Origin of the sequence: Pseudomonas sp. M47T1, assembly GCF_000263855.1 — a bacterium.
Lineage (GTDB): Bacteria > Pseudomonadota > Gammaproteobacteria > Pseudomonadales > Pseudomonadaceae > Aquipseudomonas.
The window spans coordinates 85,603-107,923 of sequence record NZ_AJWX01000016.1 but is presented as its reverse complement, the minus strand read 5'-3'; the positions used below and the strand labels follow the sequence as shown (position 1 = coordinate 107,923).

The following is a 22,321-nucleotide window of genomic DNA, read 5'->3' as shown; positions in this document are numbered from 1 at the left end:
TGTTGATGTAGCGCTATCCTAGCACTACGCCCTGCGGGAGCTGGCTTGCCAGCGAGCTTTTAGGGCCAAAAAAAACGCGCTGGCAAGCCAGCTCCCACACAAGAAGTTACTGCGGTGACAGTTTTTCGCTGGTGACCTGCACGTGCAACGAGCGCCCGGCGCCCATGCCGGCAATGATCGCCAGGCTGCCGATCACGGCAAAAATCCAGCCCACCGCGTTCCAGCCACCGGTCCAGTCATGCACCAGGCCCACCGCCAGCGGCCCCATGGACGCCAGGGTATAACCCACGCCCTGAGCCATGCTCGACAGGTTGGCCGCCACGTGGGAGTCACTGGCCCGCAACACAATCAGGGTCAGCGCCACGGCGAACATGGCACCCTGGCCCAGGCCCAACACCACGGCCCAGAACCACAGGCCGCCCAAGGGCGCGTACAGGCAACCGAACAGGCCTGCCAGGGTCAGGCCCATGACGGTGACGATGGCAATGCGCTGGTCCTTGCCGCGCGTCGCCAGCCACGGGGCGATCAGCGAGCTGCCCAGTTGGATGATGATCGAGAACGACATCACCAGGCCCGCCTCGGCCGCGCCCAGGCCACGACCGATCAGCATCGAGGGCAGCCAGCCGAACACGATGTAGGCCAGCGACGACTGCAGGCCCATGAACAGCGTCACTTGCCAGGCCAGACGGTCACGGAACAGGCCGCGCACACGGAAGGCCGCGTGGTGGGCGCCATGCTTGTGAAGGGTCTGGGGCAACCAGAACACGGCGGCCAGCACCGCGGGGATCACCCAGAAGCCGAGCCCCAGGGCCCAGCGATGGCCGAACACTTCCGCCAGCGGCACGCTGGCGCCAGCCGCCAGGGCCGCACCCAGGCACAGCGCCATGGTGTAGACACCGGTCATGGTCCCGGCATTCTTGGGAAAGTCGCGCTTGACGATGCCCGGCAGCAGTACGCCAATGATGCCAATGCTGGCGCCCGACACCACGCTGCCCGCGAACAGCCCCACCACCCCGAACTGGCTGCGCAGGGCAATACCTGCGGCCAGCAGCAGCAGGATGCCCAGCACCACCCGTTCAGCGCCAAAGCGGCGGGACAGCACCGGCGCCAGCGGCGCGAACAGACCCAGGCACAGCACCGGCAAGGTGGTCAGCAACCCCGCCGTCGACCCGCTCAGCCCCAGGCTCTCAGAGACCTGCCCCAACAGCGGCGCCATGCTGGACAGCGCCGGACGCAGGTTCAAGGCCACCAGTACCAGCCCCAGCAGCAACAGCCAAGGCCTGGGCAAGTTCGTCGGCGGATTGGTCGACGCACTGAGCGCCTCGGTGGTTTGGGTGGACATAAGGCAGTTCCTCGATCAAAGGTCCGGGCCGTCGATCAGCGTACGGCAGATCGACATGGCCCGTTCCGGGTCGCTTGCTTCAACGGCGGCCAACAGTTCGCCATGCAAGTCGAATACGTGGGGGTTGCGGGGGGTGTGGTTGAGCGAATGCAGAATCGCCCCACCGACGACGCTGGAAAAAAACCGGTAAAGCTGACTCAGGGTCGGGTTGTGCGCGGCATCCACCAGCAAGCGGTGAAACACCAGGTCGCAGGCAATGTAGCCATCCAGATCGGTGTGGTAATGCGCGCCGCTGTGCTTGAGCGCTTCGCGCAACGCCGCCAGGTCTTCCTCGGTACGCCGTTGCGCCGCCAGGCCAATGGCTTCCACTTCGATGATGCGCCGGGTTTCGCGGGCCTGCTCGATGGAGCAATTGGACAGCACTTTCAGCGTGTCGAACGGGTCGGCACTGCCGCGCAGGTAACTGCCATCGCCCTGGCGAATCTCGATCATGCCGCTGAACGCCAGCACGCGCATGGCCTCGCGCACGGTGTTGCGGCTGATGCCCAGTTCCAGGGCCAGCTCGGGTTCCGTGGGCAGGCGTTGGCCTACGATCCAGTGGCCACGGGTGATGCGGTCGCGCAGTTGGTCCAAGGCTTGATCGACCAGGGAGCGTTTGATCAGCGGGGAAATCATCCAATCATCCGATGAATTGCAGTGATGAAACAGAGTATGGAATGGGACCTGGGTTGGCAAGGTAAATTGCTAGCCATTCGTCGTAATGGGCCAGGTGTCGATGCTTTATCGGCGCTCTTGAGACCGTGCGCCGCCCACGCGGCGCTTCGCGGGTATAACCCGCTCCCACTGTTTGTTTCCAGCGTACCGTTCCAGTGGTATCTCCCACTGTCCGCTTTGTTTGTTTGGCTGCAGATAGGGGGGGGTAGCTTCAGGTGTAGGTGCTCAGCACCCCAAGAACCATAAAAAAACCCGGCACCATGGCCGGGTTTTTGATCGTGCATCAATCCATCAATGCAGAATCTGCCCCAAAAACAACTTGGTCCGCTCGTTCTGTGGGTTATCAAAGAACTCGTTCGGCGGCGCCTGCTCCACGATCTCGCCCTTGTCCATGAAGATCACGCGGTTGGCCACGGTACGGGCGAAGCCCATTTCGTGGGTTACGCACAACATGGTCATGCCGTCTTCAGCCAGGCCGATCATGGTGTCCAGTACCTCTTTCACCATTTCCGGGTCCAGCGCCGAGGTCGGTTCGTCGAACAGCATGATCTTGGGCTTCATGCACAAGGCACGGGCAATGGCCACGCGCTGCTGTTGGCCGCCCGAGAGCTGGCCGGGGAATTTGTGTGCCTGCTCTGGAATGCGTACGCGCTCCAGGTAGTGCATGGCAATTTCCTCAGCCTTGCGCTTGGGCATCTTGCGCACCCACATCGGTGCCAGGGTGCAGTTCTGCAGAATGGTCAAGTGCGGGAACAGGTTGAAATGCTGGAACACCATGCCCACTTCGCGGCGGATGGCTTCGATCTGCTTGAGGTCGTTGGTCAGTTCCACGCCATCCACCACGATACGGCCCTGCTGGTGCTCTTCCAGACGATTGAGGCAGCGGATGGTGGTGGACTTGCCCGAACCCGACGGCCCGCACAGCACGATACGTTCACCCTGTTTCACGTTCAGGTTGATGTCTTTCAGTACGTGGAACTGGCCGTACCACTTGTTCACGCCCTGCATCTGGATAATGCCATCGGCGCCCACAGGCTGTTTGATTGCTTCGCTCATGATGACACTCCTAACGCTTGTGGCCAGTGTCCAGCTTGCGCTCCAGGTGCACGGAGTAGCGGGACATACTGAAACAGAAAATCCAATAGACGGCAGCGGCAAACACATAGCCTTCGGTGGCCATGCCCAGCCATTTGGGGTCGGCGCCCGCTTGCTTGACGCTGTTGAGCAGGTCGAACAGGCCGATGATGATCACAAGGCTGGTGTCCTTGAACAGTGCAATCAGGGTGTTGACGATACCCGGGATCACCAGCTTCAGCGCCTGAGGCAGAATCACCAGGCCCATGGCGCGCCAGTAGCCCAGGCCCATGGCCGCGGCAGCTTCGTACTGGCCCTTGGGAATGGCCTGCAGGCCACCACGCACCACCTCGGCAACGTAGGCGGACTGGAACAAGATTACGCCGATCAAGGCCCGTAGCAGCTTGTCGAAGTTCATGCCTTCGGGCATGAACAACGGCAGCATCACCGAAGACATGAACAGCACGGTAATCAGCGGCACACCGCGCCAGAACTCGATGAAGGTCACGCATACCACCTTCACGGCCGGCATTTTCGAACGCCGCCCCAGTGCCAGCAGGATGCCCAGCGGCAAGGCGCCGGCGATACCCACGGTGGCGATGACCAGGGTCAGCATCAGGCCGCCCCATTGGCTGGTGGCCACGTTTTCAAGGCCCAGGTAGCCGCCATGCAGCAGGCTGTAGGCAATGATCGGGAACGCCACCAGGTAGCACAGGCCGTACAGCGGCTTGCGCGGCATGCGGGCGATAAACAGTGGCGCAGCACCCAGCACGGCCAGCCACACGGTCAGGTCGACGCGCCAGCGCAGTGCCTGCGGGTAGTAGCCGTACATGAACTGGCCGAAGCGCTGCTCGATAAACACCCAGCACGCCCCTGCCTTGGTGCAGTCTTCGCGGGTGGTACCCGTCCAGTTCGCGTCCACGAACGCCCAGCTCAGCAGCGGTGGCACGATCAGGTAGATCAGGTACAACGCCACCAGCGTCAACAGGGTGTTGAACCAGGTGGAAAACAGGTTGGCGCGCATCCAGGCGACAGGGCCTACCGCCATGTTGGGCGGCGGCATGTTCGGTTTGAAAATATGCGTCGTCGTCATGGGCGTTTCCTCACCGTTCGATCAGCGCGATGCGCTTGTTGTACCAGTTCATCAGCAAGGAGATGCTGATGCTGATCGCCAGGTACACGCTCATGGTAATGGCGATGACTTCGATGGCTTGGCCGGTCTGGTTGAGCACCGTGCCAGCGAACAGCGAAACCATTTCCGGGTAACCGATACCGGCCGCCAGCGAAGAGTTCTTCGCCAGGTTCAGGTACTGGCTGGTCAATGGCGGGATAATCACCCGCAGTGCCTGGGGAATGATCACCTTGCGCAGCGTTGGCCCGGGGCGCAGGCCCAGGGAGCGCGCCGCTTCGGTCTGACCGTGGCTGACCGACTTGATGCCCGAACGCACGATCTCGGCGATGAACGCTGCGGTGTACACGCTCAAGGCCAGGGTCAGGGCCAGCAGCTCTGGGATCATCACCCACCCGCCCACGAAGTTGAAACCGCGCAGTTCCGGCATTTCCCAGTGCACGGGGCTGCCGAACACCAGCATGCTCAGGCCCGGGATCACCACCAGCAGGGCAACACCTGCCCAGAACTTGTGGAACGGCTGGCCGGTGTCCTCGAAACGCTTGTTGGCCCATTTCACCATGATGCCGATGGCGACGAACGCCAGCACGATGGCGATCAGGAACGGCCAGATGCCCTCGGCGGTGATGGCCGCCGGCATATTCAGGCCACGGTTGCTCAGGTAGAACATGTTCCACAGGTTATGACTGCCGCGTGGGCCAGGCATGGTCAGGAACACGGCGAAATACCAGAACAGGATTTGCAGCAGCGGCGGAATGTTGCGGAAGGTCTCCACATACACGGTGGCCAGCTTGTTGACCATCCAGTTGGACGACAGCCTGGACACCCCGATGACAAACCCCAGCACAGTGGCCAGGATCACGCCGATGAACGTCACCAGCAGGGTGTTGAGCAGCCCGATCACAAAGACGCGCGAGTAGGTGTCCGACTCGGTGTAGGGGATCAGGTGCTGGGCGATGCCGAAGCCGGCACTGCGGTCAAGGAAGTCGAAGCCGGACGTGATGCCGCGGTGTTGCAGGTTGGTCTGTGTGTTGTTGAACAGGAACCAGCCCAGGGAGATCACCGCCACAATGGTGATGATCTGGAATAGCCACGCACGCACACGTGGATCGGTCAGGGAAAACCCTTTGGGTGCGCCGATTTGATTTTGCATGAAGTGCCCCGGAAGAAAGGGAATGTAACAGCGCCTGGCAGCATTAACGGGCTGCCAGGCGCGGGGCCGACTTAACGTACCGGTGGTGCGTACTGGATGCCGCCATTGTTCCACAGAGCGTTCAGGCCACGGTCAATGGCCAGCGGGGTGCTCTTGCCCAGGTTGCGCTCGAACACTTCACCGTAGTTACCTACCTGCGAAACGATCTTCACTACCCAGTCCTTCGGCAGCTTCAGGTCTTTGCCGTATTCGCCATCGCCGCCCAGCAGGCGAGCCACGTCGGGGTTTTTGGTCGACTTGGCTTCTTCCAGGACGTTCTTGGAAGTGATGCCAGCTTCCTCGGCGTTGAGCATGGCGAACAGGGTCCACTTGACGATGCTGAACCAGTCTTCGTCGCCTTTACGCACGACCGGGCCCAGAGGCTCCTTGGAGATGGTTTCCGGCAGTACCACGTAGTCGCCCGGGGAGGCCAGCTTGGAGCGCTGTGCGTACAACTGCGACTTGTCGGAGGTGAGCACGTCGCAACGGCCGCTTTCCAGCGACTTGGCGCTTTCGTCGGAGGTGTCGAAGGTGATCGGGGTGTATTTCAGGCCGTTGGCGCGGAAGTAGTCCGACACGTTCAGCTCAGTGGTGGTACCGGCCTGGATGCAGATGGTTGCACCGTCCAGCTCCTTGGCACTTTTCACGCCCAGTTTCTTGTTGGCCAGGAAGCCCACGCCGTCATAGTAGGTGACGCCGGTGAACATCAGGCCCATGCCTGCGTCACGGGAACTGGTCCAAGTGGTGTTGCGCGACAGCACGTCGATTTCACCGGACTGCAGCGCGGTGAAGCGCTCCTTGGCGTTCAACTGGCTGAACTTGACCTTGGTGGCGTCACCGAACACAGCGGCAGCCACTGCGCGGCAGACGTCGGCGTCGATGCCCTGGATCTTGCCGGTAGCGTCTGGCACCGAGAAACCAGGCAGGCCATCACTGACGCCGCACTGAATGAAACCTTTCTTCTGAATCGCGTCCAGAGTGGCGCCTGCCTGGGCAAAGCTGCTGACACCGAGAACGGTGGCGGCAGTCAGGACAGCCAGGGTGGATTTCAGCATTTTCATTCAAACCTCCAAAATAGCTCTTGTTGTGTAGAGCGTGTGTCCTGCCGCACCCTTTTGAGGCGATTTCGACCCAGTGTTGGCTTGATTTTGGGTCAAGCGGTGAAGGACGCATTTTTTTGATTGTGTGAGTGCGGCTGCCCTTGCGGTTTGCTGCAAACTCACGGCTCCTTGATCGGTCGAACTGATGAGGCGTTATGGCTCGCCCCTGTCGTTTCGCATGACCCGTGAAAGGTCAGCAATCGGTTTGCGCACCATTGCGCTTTAGCCACCGGGCGTACAGCCTGATAGTGTTACCGGATTGGTATTTCCTTCCACTTGGCGGATACATAGCAAAGCGCGTACCACGTTACAGAGCGCAAGCGTTTCAGCCTCCGTCAATAGGAAAACTTGTACCCTTGCGACATCTTTTTCCCGTATCGCACCGATACGCCCCTTTGCAATGCACTTTATGAGAGCGTTCGCACTTTTTTGGAGCAGTCATGAGCAACCCGATGATCCTCGAACCTACCCAGTCCGCCGACGCCTGTGTGATCTGGTTGCATGGCCTGGGCGCCGACCGCTATGACTTCCTGCCAGTGGCCGAAGCCTTGCAGACCAGCCTGCCCGGCGCACGGTTTATCCTGCCCCAGGCGCCTACCCGGCCAGTGACCATCAACGGCGGCTATGAAATGCCCAGCTGGTATGACATCAAGGCCATGACCCCAGCCCGGGCCATAGACAGCGATCAACTGGATGAATCGGCCGATATGGTCAAGGGCTTGATTGAAGTGCAAGTGGCCTCCGGCATCCCGGCCTCGCGCATTTTCATCGCCGGTTTCTCCCAGGGTGGCGCCGTGGTCTACCACACGGCATTCTCGCGTTACGCCGGTACTTTGGGTGGCGTGATGGCGCTGTCCACCTATGCACCCGGCTTCCACGACGGGGTGCAACTCAGTGCAGCCCAGAAGGCCACCCCGGTGTTGTGCCTGCATGGCACCCGGGACGAAGTGGTATTGCACCCCATGGGTCGCGCGGCCCATGACTTCCTCCACGCCCAGGGCGTGCAGTTGCAATGGCATGAGTACCCGATGGGCCACGAAGTGGTGATCGAAGAAATCCGCGACATCGCCGCCTGGCTCGCGCAAAAGCTCGCCTGACCCCGTGGGAGCGGGCTCTGCCCGCGAAGCAGACGCTGCGGTGCGGCTGATTATCCGTAGTGTCTTTTCGCGGGCAGGCCCGCTCCCACAGGCGCAATGCCTAGAGGCACTACGCCGCGCCCGATTCTTGCATTACACTGCCCGGCGTACATTCCTTAACCAATTAATGAGAAGACCGTGCTCAAAGCACTCAAGAACCTGTTCGGAAAAAGCGAGGCTGAGCCGCTCGCAGCCGAAATGACTGCTGCTGTGGCACCGAGCCTGGCTCGGGAAACGGCCATACCCACGCCAGTGGGGCGTGCAAGCCAAACCGCGCCAGAGGCCCCAGAGCCTGCGCCCCAGGTCCAAGCCGCTGCCCCCGCCCTCGAAGCCGAGCGGGTCAGACCTTCCCCACGCGAACGCAAGCCCAAGCCGGCTGCCGCACTGTGGAAACTGGAAGACTTCAAGGTGGCGCCGCAGGAAGGCAAGACCCGCTTCCACGACTTCAAGCTCTCTGACGAGCTGATGCACGCCATCCATGACCTGGGCTTTCCCTACTGCACGCCCATCCAGGCCGAGGTGATGGGGTTTACCCTGAAGGGCAAGGACGCCATCGGTCGCGCCCAGACCGGCACCGGCAAGACCGCAGCCTTCCTGATTTCGATCATCACCCAGTTGCAGCAGACGCCACCGCCCAAAGAGCGCTACATGGGCGAGCCGCGGGCACTGATCATCGCCCCTACCCGCGAACTGGTGGTGCAGATCGCCAAGGACGCGGCCAACCTGACCAAGTACACCGGCCTGAACGTGATGACCTTCGTCGGTGGCATGGACTTCGACAAGCAACTCAAGCAGCTCGAAGCACGCCACTGCGACATCCTGGTGGCCACTCCGGGCCGCCTGCTGGATTTCAACCAGCGCGGCGAAGTGCACCTGGACATGGTCGAGGTGATGGTGCTGGACGAAGCCGACCGCATGCTCGACATGGGCTTCATCCCCCAGGTCCGTCAGATCATTCGCCAGACCCCGCCGAAAAGCGAACGCCAGACCCTGCTGTTCTCGGCCACCTTCACCGAAGACGTGATGAACCTGGCCAAGCAATGGACCACCGACCCTGCCATTGTCGAGATCGAGCCGGAAAACGTGGCCAGCGAAACCGTGGAACAGCACGTCTACGCGGTGGCCGGCAGCGACAAATACAAGTTGCTGTACAACCTGGTCAACGACAACGGCTGGGAGCGGGTGATGGTGTTCGCCAACCGCAAGGATGAAGTACGGCGCATCGAGGAAAAACTGGTGCGCGATGGCGTCAACGCCGCGCAATTGTCGGGCGATGTACCACAGCACAAGCGCATCAAGACCCTGGAAGGCTTCCGCGAGGGCAAGATTCGCATCCTGGTGGCCACCGACGTGGCAGGCCGCGGCATCCACATTGATGGCATCAGCCACGTGATCAACTTCACCCTGCCGGAAGACCCGGACGACTACGTGCACCGCATTGGCCGTACCGGCCGTGCCGGCATGAGCGGCGTGTCCATCAGCTTTGCCGGCGAAGACGATTCCTACCAGCTGCCGTCCATCGAGGCCCTGCTGGGCCGCAAGATCAGTTGTGAAACGCCGTCGACCGAGCTGCTGCGGCCGGTGCAACGCAAGCACCCCTGATCGGCGTAGCGCCCTGACGCGGCCTGGCGGCCGCCGTGTTGGTGTAGCCGCGCCGTAGGCTGCGGCGACACCGCAGTGGTACAGCGTTATTGCCAGCGATCAGCCGCCTGATTGTCGCTGGCCTTGCCTTCCACCCAGCGCTCGCCTTCCCCGGTCTGTTCCTTCTTCCAGAACGGCGCGCGGGTTTTCAGGTAGTCCATGATGAAGTTGCAGGCGTCGAACGCCGCCTGCCGATGAGCACTGGCCACGCCGACAAACACGATCGGCTCGCCCGGTTCCAGGGCGCCGACGCGGTGCAGCACCTCGACCTTGAGCAACGGCCAGCGCTGTTCGGCCTCGATTACGATCTTGCCCAAGGCCTTTTCGGTCATGCCCGGGTAATGCTCCAGGCACATGCCTGACACCTCCAGGCCGTCGTTGAAGTCCCGCACGTAGCCGACAAAACTCACCACCGCGCCCACGCCGACGTTGGCGGCATGCATGGCATTGACCTCCGCACCCGGATCAAACGCATCAGGTTGCACGCGAACGCCCATGATCAACCCCCGGTCACAGGTGGGAAGAAGGCCACTTCGTCGCCATCGGCCACCGGCTCATCAAGCTTGCACAGATCCTGGTTGCAGGCACACATCAGGTTGGCCTCGCCTAGCACGCTCCAGTTGCCGCCACGCTCCAGCAGTTCCTGGCGCACGTCCTCCAGCGTGGCGAAGGTCCCGTTCAGCTCCTCGCCGTCCATGCCCATAGCTTCGCGGTAGCGGGCGAAATACACCACATTGATGTTCATGCCGGCACCGCCTGGTAGTCACCACTCTTGCCGCCGGTCTTTTCCAGCAGCCGCACGCTCTCGATGATCATGCCCTTGTCCACCGCCTTGCACATGTCATAGAGGGTCAGTGCGGCGACGCTGGCAGCGGTCAACGCTTCCATCTCGACCCCGGTCTGCCCGGCCAGCTTGCAGCGCGCCACGATGCGCACCGCATCGGCGCCGTCGGCCGACAACTCGACCTTGACGCTGGTGAGCATCAGCGGGTGGCACAGGGGAATCAGGTCGCTGGTCTTTTTGGCTGCCTGAATGCCAGCAATGCGCGCCACGGCGAACACATCACCCTTGGGGTGGCCGCCGTCAACAATCATCTGCAGGGTTTGCGGGAGCATCCGCACCCGTGCTTCGGCCACAGCTTCACGAGACGTCACCGCTTTTTCAGTGACATCGACCATGTTGGCACGGCCCTGGGAATCGAGATGGGTCAGCAATTGCCTTGCTCCTATGCGGGGGAGCGGCAATTGTAACCCCTTTGGGGAGCTGCAAGCTTTAAGCTGCAAGCTGTTCGGCGACTAGCTTGCAGCTTGCAGCTACTCCTCAGAGGTGAGACTCGGCGTACTCGGCCAGGATCGAGCGTGGCACCCCTTGCAGGGTGATATGCACCCCATTGGGGAAATCCTTGAAACGCTCGGTCAGGTAGGTCAGGCCAGAGCTTGGCGCCGACAGGTACGGGGTGTCGATCTGCGCCAGGTTACCCAGGCAGATCACCTTGGAACCGGCGCCCGCACGGGTGATGATGGTTTTCATCTGGTGCGGGGTGAGGTTCTGACATTCGTCGATCAGAATCAGGCTCTGCTGGAAGCTGCGGCCCCGGATGTAGTTCAGCGACTTGAACTGCAGCGGCACCTTGCTCAGGATGTAATCGACACTGCCGTGGGTGTTTTCATCGTCCATGTGCAGCGCTTCGAGGTTGTCGGTGATGGCCCCCAGCCAAGGTTCCATCTTTTCCGCCTCGGTGCCCGGCAGGAAACCGATCTCCTGATCAAGCCCCTGCACGCTGCGCGTGGCAATGATGCGCCGGTAACGCTTGGTCACCATGGTTTGCTCGATGGCTGCGGCCAACGCCAGGATGGTCTTGCCCGAACCCGCTGCACCGGTCAGGTTGACCAGGTGAATGTCCGGGTCCAGCAGGGCAAACAGCGCCAGTGCCTGATGCACGTCACGTGGTTTCAGGCCCCAGGCTTCCTGGTGCAGCAGCGGTTCCTGATGCAGGTCCAGCAGCATCAGTTCATCGTCCTTTACCCCCTTGATCCAGCCGACAAAGCCCTGTTCATCAATGATGAACTCATTAATGTGCACCGCAGGCAGTGGTTCCTGAAGTTGCACGCGATGCCAGGTGCGGCCATGGTCCTGGCGAGTCTCGACCTTGCTGACTCGGTCCCAGAACGAGCCCGTCATTTCGTGATAGCCGCGCGACAGCAGGGACACGTCGTCCACCAACTGGTCGGTGCTGTAGTCCTCGGCCGCAATTCCGCAGGCACGCGCCTTGAGGCGCATGTTGATGTCTTTGGTGACCAGCACCACGTCCCAGTCTTTCTTGCGCTCGTGCAGGTCAACCAGCTGGTTGATGATGATGTTGTCGTTGAGGTTGCCCGGCAGCACCGTGGTGGGTGGGCCGCCCTTGGTCATCAGAATGGACAGGAAGCCCTTGGGGGCGCCCTTGCCGCGTTGGATCGGAACGCCCAGCTCGACATCTGCCGGGCAGGCATCGCCCAGGGTCTGGTCGATCAGCCGAATGGCCTGACGGCACTCGGCAGCCACCGATTGCTTGCCGCTCTTCAACTTGTCCAGTTCTTCCAGAACTGTCATGGGAATGGCGACGTGATGCTCTTCAAAATTCAGCAAAGCGTTTGGATCGTGGATCAGTACATTGGTATCGAGCACATAAAGGATTGGCTTGTCGGAAGAAATGGTGCGTCCTTGATCATCCATACTCGGTCACCTTTGAGAGAGCCGTTCGACGCAATACCTGAACGGTGCTGCGCCGCGAAGTGACCGCCGCTTCCGCACGACCCAGAGGGCTGTGGTCGAACGGAACTGCAACTGACGATGGGCCGGGTGCGACGCCACCTGTGTTGCAGGGTTCGGCGATCTGTCTTCGTAATACCGCAAAACCCATGACGTTAAAAAGCACTTTGACGCTTTTTTGAAGTTTATTTTTCTGCATGACGAATAACGCTTGGCGACGGGTGAAAGCACCGTTAAAGTCAGAAGTCCACCCCGCATCAAATCCCTCGAAAATTTACCCCCTGCCGCCGCCATCCTCCCTGTTTAAAGGGGTTTGCCGCTTTTCATTGAAATTGACGACAATCCTGCCAGCCGATGCCTGCCTGTGCGGTCTGCTTGAGCAGCCACGGCAACGCGACTTGAACCTTGGCCTGGGTATCATGGAATGCGATCACGCCATGACGCCATAACAGCATCAGCGTCAGCACGCGCTGGGCGCTCTGCTCGGCCGAGAGCTGGCTGTTAGTGTCCAGCGAATCGATGTCCCACAGCGCCACTTTCATTTGCTGGGTGGTCAGGAAGGCATTGGCGTCGGGACGACGCGTGCCGTACGGAGGCCGAAACAGCGGCACGTAGTTATCCGGTAGCTCGCCCTGCACCGCCGTGGTGGTACGCGTAATCGAGCCCTCCCAGTCGTTCCAGTCAGCATGGGATCGATACTGCCAGCCCTGCACACCCACACACTGGCCCTTGTAGAGAGCAACGAGGCTGCCCGGCTCGCCCTTGTCGCGGCGGTTGGTGAAGTTCTGTCCCAGCACAAAGAAGGTGGCATTGATGCTTTGCTTGCGCAGGAAATCAGCGACCCATTCAGTGCTGCCTACCGCCACGCTGGGGCCGCTGTCAAACGTCAGCAGAAACACTCTATCGTTGAAATCGCTGCCGTTCAGCTCGTTATCAGAGATTTTCAGCACTTCGCTGCTAATCTGCGGAGACAACGCCGCCTTGCGCAACAGCTCGTCCACATAGATAAGGTCGAACACCCGCGCCGGGGCACCCCAGTTGGCATAGAAGGAATCGGGGGCGACGGCAAAATTGTTGGCCTGGGTACGCAAGTCGTCCAGGCTGTCGATGGCGAAACAGAACGAGGCATCCTGCTCGCAGCTTTGCTGGGCCTGGTTGTAGTTCTGCCACAGCTGCTTCCACAACTGCTGGCGCAACTCGTTGATGGCCACCATGTTCACCGTGCGCAGGTCCAGGCGGTCGGCCAGGTCAGCTTCGTCCAGTGACTCCGATTGCAGCAACACATGGGAAAACATGAGGATCTCGGCCCGCGATGCCACGTCGAACAGGGCGGGAGAGCTCAGGGCCTCCGGCCATGAACTGCGGTCGATGGTGGCCACGGGAGGCGGCACGGCGGCCTGGGCAGCGACGCTGGCCAGGGCAGCAAGAAGCAGGCAGGCAAGGCGCAAGGGTGGTCTCTCCATGAGGGGAATGCCCGGCATCATAAACCATCGCACTTGTAGCCGCTGCCGCGAGGCTAGGCGTCCAGTTTCAGGTTCCTGGCAACCACCACCGATCTCACTATCGGGTTAATAGATGGAGTTCCCTGCCCCCAGCCCCTAAAATCGCGCCCACGATAAATGGAGACGAATTCATGCTGACGGTGATTTCCCCCGCCAAGACCCTCGATTACGAAACGCCCCCGGCCACTGACCGCTTCACCCAGCCCCAGTACCTGGACCACAGCCAGGAGCTGATTCAGATCCTGCGTGAACTGGCGCCTGCGAAAATCAGCGAGCTGATGCACCTGTCCGACAAGCTGGCCGGCCTCAACGCCGCGCGCTTCGGCAGCTGGAACCCGGCGTTCACCCCCGAGAACGCCAAGCAAGCCCTGCTGGCCTTCAAGGGTGACGTGTACACAGGCCTGGACGCCAACAGCCTCACCGACGATGACTTCAGCTATGCCCAGGACCACCTGCGCATGCTGTCCGGGCTTTACGGCCTGCTGCGCCCCCTGGACCTGATGCAACCCTACCGCCTGGAAATGGGCACCAAGCTGGCCAATGCCCGCGGCAAGGACCTCTACGCCTTCTGGGGCACGCGCATCAGCCAATGGCTGAACGAAGCCCTGGCAGAGCAAGGCGATGACGTGCTGCTGAACCTGGCCTCCACCGAGTATTTCTCGTCGGTCAAGCGCACCGCCCTGAAGGCCCGCATCATCAATGTCGACTTCAAGGACCTGAAGAACGGCCAGCACAAGATCATCAGCTTCTATGCCAAGAAAGCCCGCGGCATGATGAGCCGTTTTGTCATCCGGGAACGCATCAACGATCCCCAGGCCCTCAAGCAGTTCGACCAGCAAGGCTATTACTACAGCGCCGACCATTCGAAACCCGACCACCTGGTTTTCCTGCGCGATCACGCCGACGACTGAAGCGCGTTTTCGGTGCACTGTTTTGTCCTACAAAACGTGCACCGCTCCCCCTCCCCAAATATGCACATTGCCACTACTCGCCATGAAATTGGCGTCAAATACCCGTCAAATTAGATTATATCCATCAGCCATTCAGCTTCTGTTCAGGAAATTTCGATTTTTTTGACGACTTTTTTTTGAATGCTGGCACAAAAACATGACGCCGCCGCAACTCCCTGCCCACACAGGGCAGAACCGTAGTGTGCTATCAATTTGAAAGCATTTGTACGGATGAAAATCTTGAAGATTTTGTCATCCAGCCGTTCGGGGTTCAGGAACTAATCACAAATTTCGCTGCTCATACCACCCGTAACGATTCTCGAGCGCTATGTGAGAGATGACCTACAGGGAGATTGGAAATAGTGTTGAGCATGAAGCTCGTGAAACTTTGATTGCACCGTCATGTGAATGATCAAAAGTTGATCTCAGGAGAGAACGCACCAAAGAAGTCCGCAAATTGGCCAAGCCAGAGCCCCGTTTACCGAGCTCCTGCAAAGCGTCTTAGTGCTTGATTTCATTGGCGTACAGCCAAGATCGCAGTCAGCACTGCAAGCAAGGAAGTCGCTTTTGTAATACAGGCTGGCTACACATCAGGGCAATTGCCCACTACACGGCCAAGTGCTGCCCAACTTGAGTGCATTCTGACGCACTCATTATTAAAACATGCCTGCAAGCGGGAGTTTGGACATTAAGTTGTCACACTTCCGAGTGCGCAAATGCGGCTGGTTAATTAAACCCGGTCCGACTCTTACTTGTTTGAGTCGGCGTGATAACACATGAGGTGAATGCGATGCGTATCAGCATCTTCGGTTTGGGTTATGTCGGTGCAGTCTGTGCCGGTTGCCTGTCTGCACGCGGTCACGACGTGGTTGGCGTGGATATCTCCAAGGCCAAGATTGACCTTATCAACAACGGCAAATCGCCGATTGTGGAACCGGGCCTGGAAGAACTTCTGGCACAGGGAATTCAAAGCGGCCGCCTGCGTGGCACTACCGACTTCTCGGAAGCCATTCGTGACACCGACCTGTCCATGCTCTGCGTGGGTACGCCCAGCAAGAAGAACGGCGACCTGGAGCTCAACTACATCGAATCGGTGTGCCGTGAAATCGGTTTCGTCCTGCGCGACAAGACCACCCGCCACACCGTGGTGGTACGCAGCACCGTGCTGCCAGGCACCGTGAAAAACGTGGTGATCCCGATTCTGGAAGACTGCTCGGGCAAAAAAGCCGGCGTGGACTTCGGCGTGGCGGTGAACCCCGAGTTCCTGCGTGAATCCACCGCCATCAAGGACTACGACCACCCGCCGATGACCGTCATCGGTGAGTTCGATGCAGCCTCGGGCGACGCCCTGCAGTCGCTGTACGAAGAACTCGACGCGCCGATCATCCGCAAGGACATCGAAGTGGCCGAGATGATCAAGTACACCTGCAACGTGTGGCACGCCACCAAGGTGACCTTCGCCAACGAGATCGGCAACATCGCCAAGGCCGTGGGCGTGGATGGCCGTGAAGTGATGGACGTGGTGTGCCAGGACAAGGCCCTGAACCTGTCCCAATACTACATGCGCCCAGGCTTTGCCTTCGGCGGCTCGTGCCTGCCCAAGGACGTGCGCGCCCTGACCTACCGCGCCAGCTCCCTGGACGTGGACGCCCCGCTGCTCAACTCGCTGATGCGCAGCAACGTGTCCCAGGTGCAAAACGCCTTCGACATCATCTCCAGCCACGACAAGCGCAAGGTCGCCCTGCTGGGCCTGAGCTTCAAGGCCGGCACCGATGACCTGCGCGAAAGCCCGCTGGTAGAGCTGGCCGAAATGCTCATCGGCAAGGGCTTCGAGCTGAAAATCTACGACAGCAACGTCGAGTACGCCCGTGTCCACGGCGCGAACAAGGACTACATCGAATCGAAGATCCCGCACGTGTCCTCGCTGCTGGATTCGGACTTCGAAGGCGTCATCAACAACTCCGACGTGATCATCCTGGGTAACCGCGACGAGAAATTCCGTTCGCTGGTGGAATCGGTGCCGCACGGCAAGCAGGTCATCGACCTGGTGGGCTTCATGCCTAACACCACATGCCCGCAAGCCCGCACCGAAGGGATCTGCTGGTAAGGCCGCCGGGCCTGCCGGTGCGCCGGCAGGCCCGCTTTCCCTATCAGGACTTGCCCGACAATCGATACGGACGCAGATCATGCACAGGCTAAAACACGGTCTTCTACAGGCCGCCGGATGGTTGTTCTACCTGACATTGCTGATGGCACTTGCCCTGGCGTTGCCAACGACCCTTTTCGACTCGCAATCGAAAGACTTTATTTTCCTGATTGGCGCCGTAGGCATCTGGCGCTATTCCATGGGCGCCACGCACTTTGTGCGCGGCATGCTGTTCCTGTACGTGGTGTATCCGCACCTGCGCCGCAAGGTCCGCAAATTGGGCGCCTCGGCCGACCCCAGCCACGTGTTCCTGATGGTCACCAGCTTTCGCATCGACGCGCTGACCACCGCCCAGGTATACAGCTCGGTGATTCGCGAAGCCATCAACTGCGGCTACCCCACCACCGTGGTGTGCTCGCTGGTGGAGATGTCCGATGAACTGCTGGTCAAGGCGCTGTGGGCCAAGATGGCTCCCCCAGACCGCGTCTCGCTGGACTTCGTGCGCATCGCCGGTACCGGCAAGCGTGACGGCCTGGCCTTCGGCTTCCGTGCCATCTCGCGCCACCTGCCTGACGACAACGCGGTAGTGGCGGTGATCGACGGCGACACCGTGCTGGCCGATGGCTGCGTACGCAAGACCGTGCCCTGGTTCAAGCTGTACGAGAACGTCGGCGGCCTAACCACCAACGAGTTCTGCGAAGTGCGCGGCGGCTACATCATGAGCGAATGGCACAAGCTGCGCTTCGCCCAGCGCCACATCAACATGTGCTCCATGGCCCTGTCCAAGCGCGTGCTGACCATGACCGGGCGCATGTCGGTGTTCCGCGCCACCGTGGTCACCAACCCCGAATTCATCGCCGACGTGGAAAGCGACTCGCTGGAACATTGGCGCCTGGGCCGCTTCAAGTTCTTGACCGGCGACGACAAGTCCAGTTGGTTCAGCCTGATGCGCCTGGGCTACGACACCTTCTACGTGCCTGATGCCGCCATCAACACCGTGGAGCACCCGCCCGAGAAGAGCTTCCTGAAGGCCAGCCGCAAACTGATGTACCGCTGGTACGGCAACAACCTGCGCCAGAACTCCAGAGCGCTGGGCCTGGGCGTGCGCCGCCTGGGTGTGTTCACCAGCATCGTGCTGTTCGACCAGCGCGTGTCCATGTGGACCAGCCTGCTGGGCCTGACGGCCGCGATCATTGCCAGCCTCAAGTTCAACATTGCGTTCTTGCTGGGTTACCTGCTGTGGATCGGCATGACCCGATTGATCCTGACCATCATGCTGTTGTGTTCAGGACACTCCGTCGGGCCCGCCTATCCGGTGATCCTGTATTACAACCAGATCGTCGGCGCCATGATGAAGATCTACGTCTTCTTCCGCCTCGACAAGCAGTCCTGGACCCGCCAGCCCACCGTGCTCAAACGCGATCTCGCCAGCTTTCAACAATGGTTCAACACCTGGTCTTCCCGGACCATGACGTTCTCGGCCGCCAGCATTTTCGTGGCTGTGCTGTTCGTGATCGTGTGAGCCGGACACTAATGGATTAAGTAGGAATTACCGCCATGAATAACGCCGTGAACGTCAATGTTGTGCATGAATCGGAAGCCCAGCGCCAGCACGCCCGGGTCAAGCTGCCCGCCAAACTGCGTTACCAGGGGCCCAACCGCGAGACCATCGAGGTGCGCATCGAAGACCTGTCGGCCGGCGGCCTGGCCTTCAACGCGCCCAAGCCGCTGAAAGAAGGTGAAGTGCACCGCGGGCGCCTGATGTTCGTGATCGACACCCTGGGCCTGGGCATGGACATCGAGTTCCAGGTGCGCTCGTTCAACGACAGCACCGGCCGGGTCGGTTGCCAGTTCCAGAACCTGGAACAGCAGGACATCGCCACCATGCGCCACCTGATCACCTCGCACCTGAGCGGCGAGATCATCAGCGTTGGCGACGTGCTGGGCACCCTGCAGCGCGACAACTTCACCAAGGCGCGCAAGGACAAGAAAGTAGGCGCTGGCCAGTCGGCGTTCGCCCGCCTGAAAGCCGTGACCTTCAGCGCCGGTGTGTTCGTGGTAGGCCTGGCAGCGTTCGGTTTCGTACTCAAGTCGGTGTACGGCCTGTACTTCGTCACCCACGCCCAGGCGGGCCTGGTGTCGGCGCCGTCAATGAACATCACCATGCCCCGCGACGGTACCGTGCAAAGCCTGGTAGGCGCTGATGGCATGGCCCCCAAGGGCGCACCGCTGGCCAGCTTCAGCACCAGCATGCTTGACGTGCTCAAAGGCAACCTGGACCCGGACCAGCTGCAACCGGACAAGATCACCGAGCTGTTCGGCAAGCAAATGACCGGCACCCTGACCTCACCGTGTGACTGCACCGTGGGCCAGCAACTGGTCGCCGACGGCCAGTACGCCAGCAAGGGCGACGTGATCTTCACCCTGGTACCGCGCAACACCACCGCCAACGTCGAGGCGCGTTTCGCCTATCGCCAGTTCGGCGACATTACCCCGGGCACCCCGGTGAACTTCCAGGTCGCCGGCGAGAACAGCGTGCGCCAGGGCAAGGTGGTCAATGCCACCAGCATCAACCCGCTGGACCTGTCCTCAGACTTGCGCGTGCAGATCCAGCCAGACGAGCCGCTCAACAGCAACCTCACCGGCCGTGCCGTCGATGTCAGCAGCGACCGTGGTCCGTCGCTGAACTGGCTGATGGACAAAGCCATGGCCGCCGGCCAGTAAGTCGGAATCGAGGAGAACACCTGTGGCTAGCACACTAAAAAAATTGCCAGGATCGGCGCTGTTGGGCCTGGCCGTCGCCATCGGCCTGGCCGGTTGCGCGGGCCTGCCGGACCAGCGGTTGGCCAACGAAGCCTTGAAACGTGGCGACACGGCGCTGGCCCAGCAGAACTATCAGCAACTGGCGGACCTGGGCTACACCGAAGCCCAGGTGGGCCTGGCCGATATTCAGGTGGGCACCCGCGACCCCGAGCAACTGCGCCAGGCCGAGGCGACTTACCGCGCCGCGGCCGATACCTCGCCACGGGCCCAGGCTCGCCTGGGCCGGTTGTTGGCCCTCAAGCCACACCCTACCCAAGCCGAGCAGCGCGAAGCCGAAGGGCTGTTGAAAAAAGCTTTTGCCAATGGCGAGGGCAACACCCTGACGCCGCTGGCCATGCTCTACCTGCAATACCCCAACACTTTCCCGGGCGTGAATGCCCAGGAAAAAATCAACCAGTGGCAGGCAGCCGGCTACGCCGAAGCCAACCTGGCGCAAGTATTGGTCTACCGCATCCAGGGCACCTACGACCAGCACCTGGATGACGTGGAAAACCTGTGCCGCAAAGCATTGAAAGTGGCCGACGTGTGCTACGTGGAATTGGCTACCGTGTACCAGAAACGCCAGCAGACCGACCGTCAGCAAGCACTGCTGGCCCAGTTGCAGGCCGCCTACGCCAGCGGCGCGGTACCGGCCATGCGCGTGGACGCCGTGGCCCGCGTGCTGGGTGACGCCACCCTGGGCCAGACCGACGAGAAAACCGCCCAGGCCATGCTGGAAAAGATCGCCCCGGTGTACCCGGCGTCCTGGGTCAGCCTGGCGCAATTGCTCTACGACTTCCCCGAACTGGGGGACGTGGACAAGATGATGGAGTACCTGGACAAGGGCCGCAACGCCGACCAGCCGCGCGCCGAATTGCTGCTGGGCAAGGTGTACTACGAAGGCAAGCTGGTGATCCCGGACGCGAAGAAGGCCGAGCAGCATCTCAAGGCTGCCGCGCCTACGCAAATCAGTGCTCACTACTACCTGGGCCAGATCTACCGCCGTGGCTACCTGGGCGAACCCGAGCCGCAGAAGGCCGTCGACAACCTGCTGATGGCCGCCCGCGGTGGCCAGGCCAGCGCCGACTTCGCCCTGGCGCAACTGTACTCCGGCGGCCGTGGCACTCAGCCCAATCCGGTGTACGCCTACATGTTCGTGCAGCTGGCCAAGGCCCAGCCTGACCCAGCCCAACCCGTCCTGGACCTTGCCACACAGCTGGAAACCACGATGACGCCCGACCAGCGCACCCAGGCCCAGCAACTGCTGCAACAAGAACAGCATGTGCGCGGTGCCATGAACCAGAACAGCAGCATTGCCCTGCAGACGCTGGAAGACGAAGACGGTGAGGACAAATCGCTATGAGATTGAACCAATGGATGAAAGCCGGCATTGGCCTGGGTTTCGCCGCACTCTGGTCCTGCCCGACACTGGCAGCCCTGACCGCTGACCAGAACTTCGGCATCGAGGTAAAGGGCACGCTGCAATCGGAAGACGACCGCGACCTGGGTACCCGTGACGGCGGCGACGTCAACGGCCTGGGCCTGGACCTGCGCCCTTGGCTGTATGGCCAGTGGGGCAACTGGAGCGCCTATGCCATGGGCCAGTTGGTGACGGCCACCGACACCATCCAGACCGACACCCTGCAAGAGTCCAACGTCACCAGCGACAGCACCGCCAGCGGCCGCGAGCAGAAAAAGAACTACCTGGCCATGCGCGAATTCTGGGTCGGCTACAGCGGCTTCACGCCCTACCCTGGCGAGATCCTGAAGTTCGGCCGCCAGCGCCTGCGCAACGATGACGGCGAGTGGAAAGACACCAACATCGAAGCCCTGAACTGGGACTTCGACACCACCTTGCTGCGTGCACACGCCGGCGTGGCCGAGCGGTTCAGCGAATACCGCACCGACCTCACCGAGCTGTCGGCCAGCGACAAGGACGTACTACACGCCTACGGCGACGTGTCGTACCAGTGGACCCCAGGTCAGTGGATCGGCGTGCGTGCCCACCATACCCACGACAGTGGCAGCCTGCCCCACACTGGCGAGGCCATCGACGATTCGGACAAAAGCAGCACCGGCGACCTGACCTGGCTAGGCCTTGAGGCCGACAGCGATGCCTACAACCACGACAACCTGAACAACATCAATTACTGGGGCAGCCTGACGTTCATGTCCGGCAACCGCGACACCATCGGCAGCGACGTGGTGAACGGCCAGACAGTGGCTGGCACCAAGGACTCGGGGCACGTCGACGGTTGGGCCACCGACTTGGGCCTGCGCGTGCACCTGGACCCGAACTGGCAAGTGGGCGGCGCCTACTCGCGTGCCAGCAGTGACTACGAACAGAACGGCCTGCAAAGCAACCGCTCGACCTGGACCGGCACCCGTGCCCGCGTGGCCCGCTTCGGCGAGGCCTACCAGGCGGAAATGGCCAACGTGCAAAGCGCCTCGCTGTTCACCTCCTGGCAGTTGCGCGATGAATACGACGCCAGCCTGATCTACCACAAGTTCTGGCGCGTGGACGGCAGCAAGGGTATCGGCACCAACACCCTGGACGCGGTGAACACCACCAACGACCCGGAAAACCCGACCGATATCACCTCAATCAGCTCGCTGCCGCTCAGTGACGGTGACAAGGACCTTGGCCAGGAGATGGACTTGGTAGTCAGCAAGTACTTCAAGCAAGGCCTGCTGCCTGCGGCGCTGAGCCAGTCGGTTGACGAGCCTTCGGCGTTGGTGCGCCTGCGCGCCGGTGTGTTCAAGCCAGGCTCGGCCTACGGCAGCGGTACTGACACCTATATGCACCGCGCCTTTATCGACGTGATCTGGCGCTTCTGATGC

The 22,321-nt window shown here is 61.1% G+C and carries 19 protein-coding genes; 8 read left to right on the top strand and 11 right to left on the bottom strand.

Annotated elements, in window-relative coordinates:
* Positions 1-106: 106 nt before the first annotated feature.
* From PMM47T1_RS17485 to PMM47T1_RS17460, 6 genes are all read right to left on the bottom strand, one after another.
* Positions 107-1,342: a CynX/NimT family MFS transporter gene (locus PMM47T1_RS17485; RefSeq protein ID WP_008371308.1), complete on the bottom strand. Its 1,236-nt coding sequence runs from the start codon at positions 1,340-1,342 to the stop codon at positions 107-109.
* 15 nt (positions 1,343-1,357) lie between these two features.
* Positions 1,358-2,017, bottom strand: a complete 660-nt coding sequence (locus PMM47T1_RS17480; protein WP_008371307.1) for a FadR/GntR family transcriptional regulator — start codon at positions 2,015-2,017, stop codon at positions 1,358-1,360.
* 330 nt (positions 2,018-2,347) lie between these two features.
* The gene (locus PMM47T1_RS17475) at positions 2,348-3,112 is read right to left on the bottom strand and encodes an amino acid ABC transporter ATP-binding protein (RefSeq protein WP_008371306.1); all 765 of its coding nucleotides are present in this window, start codon (positions 3,110-3,112) and stop codon (positions 2,348-2,350) included.
* Positions 3,113-3,122: 10 nt separating this feature from the next.
* Entirely contained in the window at positions 3,123-4,223 is a 1,101-nt protein-coding gene (locus PMM47T1_RS17470; RefSeq protein ID WP_008371305.1) for an amino acid ABC transporter permease, read from the bottom strand.
* Positions 4,224-4,233: 10 nt separating this feature from the next.
* A complete protein-coding gene (locus PMM47T1_RS17465; protein WP_008371304.1) occupies positions 4,234-5,412 on the bottom strand; it encodes an amino acid ABC transporter permease in 1,179 nt (392 codons plus the stop codon).
* A 71-nt stretch (positions 5,413-5,483) separates the two neighbouring features.
* Positions 5,484-6,512, bottom strand: coding sequence for an amino acid ABC transporter substrate-binding protein (locus PMM47T1_RS17460; RefSeq protein WP_008371303.1), 1,029 nt, complete (start codon positions 6,510-6,512; stop codon positions 5,484-5,486).
* Between the two features lie 479 nt (positions 6,513-6,991).
* On the opposite strand from PMM47T1_RS17460, the gene PMM47T1_RS17455 reads away from it, so the two are divergent.
* Together PMM47T1_RS17455 and rhlB are read left to right on the top strand one after the other, a co-directional pair.
* Positions 6,992-7,648, top strand: coding sequence for an alpha/beta hydrolase (locus PMM47T1_RS17455; RefSeq protein WP_008371301.1), 657 nt, complete (start codon positions 6,992-6,994; stop codon positions 7,646-7,648).
* Positions 7,649-7,825: 177 nt separating this feature from the next.
* Positions 7,826-9,289, top strand: a complete 1,464-nt coding sequence (rhlB, locus tag PMM47T1_RS17450) for an ATP-dependent RNA helicase RhlB (protein ID WP_008371299.1) — start codon at positions 7,826-7,828, stop codon at positions 9,287-9,289.
* Between the two features lie 86 nt (positions 9,290-9,375).
* Here the strand turns inward: rhlB and moaE are convergent, their stop codons facing one another.
* The 5 genes from moaE to PMM47T1_RS17425 form a co-directional block, all read right to left on the bottom strand.
* Complete coding sequence (moaE, locus tag PMM47T1_RS17445) at positions 9,376-9,825, bottom strand: molybdopterin synthase catalytic subunit MoaE (RefSeq protein ID WP_008371297.1); 450 nt, start codon at positions 9,823-9,825, stop codon at positions 9,376-9,378.
* A 2-nt stretch (positions 9,826-9,827) separates the two neighbouring features.
* Positions 9,828-10,073 carry a molybdopterin converting factor subunit 1 gene (gene moaD, locus PMM47T1_RS17440; RefSeq protein ID WP_008371295.1) on the bottom strand — a complete coding sequence of 82 codons (246 nt, stop codon included), beginning with the start codon at positions 10,071-10,073 and terminating at the stop codon, positions 9,828-9,830.
* Positions 10,070-10,543, bottom strand: coding sequence for a cyclic pyranopterin monophosphate synthase MoaC (gene moaC, locus PMM47T1_RS17435; RefSeq protein ID WP_008371292.1), 474 nt, complete (start codon positions 10,541-10,543; stop codon positions 10,070-10,072). Before moaC ends, moaD begins: the two co-directional genes overlap by 4 nt.
* A 106-nt stretch (positions 10,544-10,649) precedes the next feature.
* Entirely contained in the window at positions 10,650-12,044 is a 1,395-nt protein-coding gene (locus PMM47T1_RS17430) for a PhoH family protein (RefSeq protein WP_008371291.1), read from the bottom strand.
* Positions 12,045-12,403: 359 nt separating this feature from the next.
* Positions 12,404-13,528 carry a polysaccharide deacetylase family protein gene (locus PMM47T1_RS17425; protein ID WP_008371290.1) on the bottom strand — a complete coding sequence of 375 codons (1,125 nt, stop codon included), beginning with the start codon at positions 13,526-13,528 and terminating at the stop codon, positions 12,404-12,406.
* A gap of 185 nt (positions 13,529-13,713) precedes the next feature.
* On the opposite strand from PMM47T1_RS17425, the gene yaaA reads away from it, so the two are divergent.
* From yaaA to PMM47T1_RS17395, 6 genes are all read left to right on the top strand, one after another.
* Complete coding sequence (gene yaaA / locus PMM47T1_RS17420) at positions 13,714-14,493, top strand: peroxide stress protein YaaA (RefSeq protein ID WP_008371289.1); 780 nt, start codon at positions 13,714-13,716, stop codon at positions 14,491-14,493.
* 829 nt (positions 14,494-15,322) lie between these two features.
* Positions 15,323-16,639 carry a nucleotide sugar dehydrogenase gene (locus tag PMM47T1_RS17415; protein ID WP_008371288.1) on the top strand — a complete coding sequence of 439 codons (1,317 nt, stop codon included), beginning with the start codon at positions 15,323-15,325 and terminating at the stop codon, positions 16,637-16,639.
* Positions 16,640-16,718: 79 nt separating this feature from the next.
* On the top strand, positions 16,719-18,200 hold the full coding sequence (gene alg8 / locus PMM47T1_RS17410) for a mannuronan synthase (protein WP_043301214.1): 1,482 nt from the start codon (positions 16,719-16,721) through the stop codon (positions 18,198-18,200).
* Positions 18,201-18,235: 35 nt separating this feature from the next.
* A complete protein-coding gene (locus PMM47T1_RS17405) occupies positions 18,236-19,402 on the top strand; it encodes an alginate biosynthesis protein Alg44 (protein WP_008371284.1) in 1,167 nt (388 codons plus the stop codon).
* A 22-nt stretch (positions 19,403-19,424) separates the two neighbouring features.
* Positions 19,425-20,843 carry an alginate biosynthesis TPR repeat lipoprotein AlgK gene (gene algK, locus PMM47T1_RS17400; RefSeq protein ID WP_085989350.1) on the top strand — a complete coding sequence of 473 codons (1,419 nt, stop codon included), beginning with the start codon at positions 19,425-19,427 and terminating at the stop codon, positions 20,841-20,843.
* On the top strand, positions 20,840-22,318 hold the full coding sequence (locus PMM47T1_RS17395) for an alginate export family protein (protein WP_008371281.1): 1,479 nt from the start codon (positions 20,840-20,842) through the stop codon (positions 22,316-22,318). The genes algK and PMM47T1_RS17395 overlap by 4 nt, the downstream gene beginning before the upstream one ends.
* The last annotated feature ends 3 nt before the right edge of the window (positions 22,319-22,321 follow it).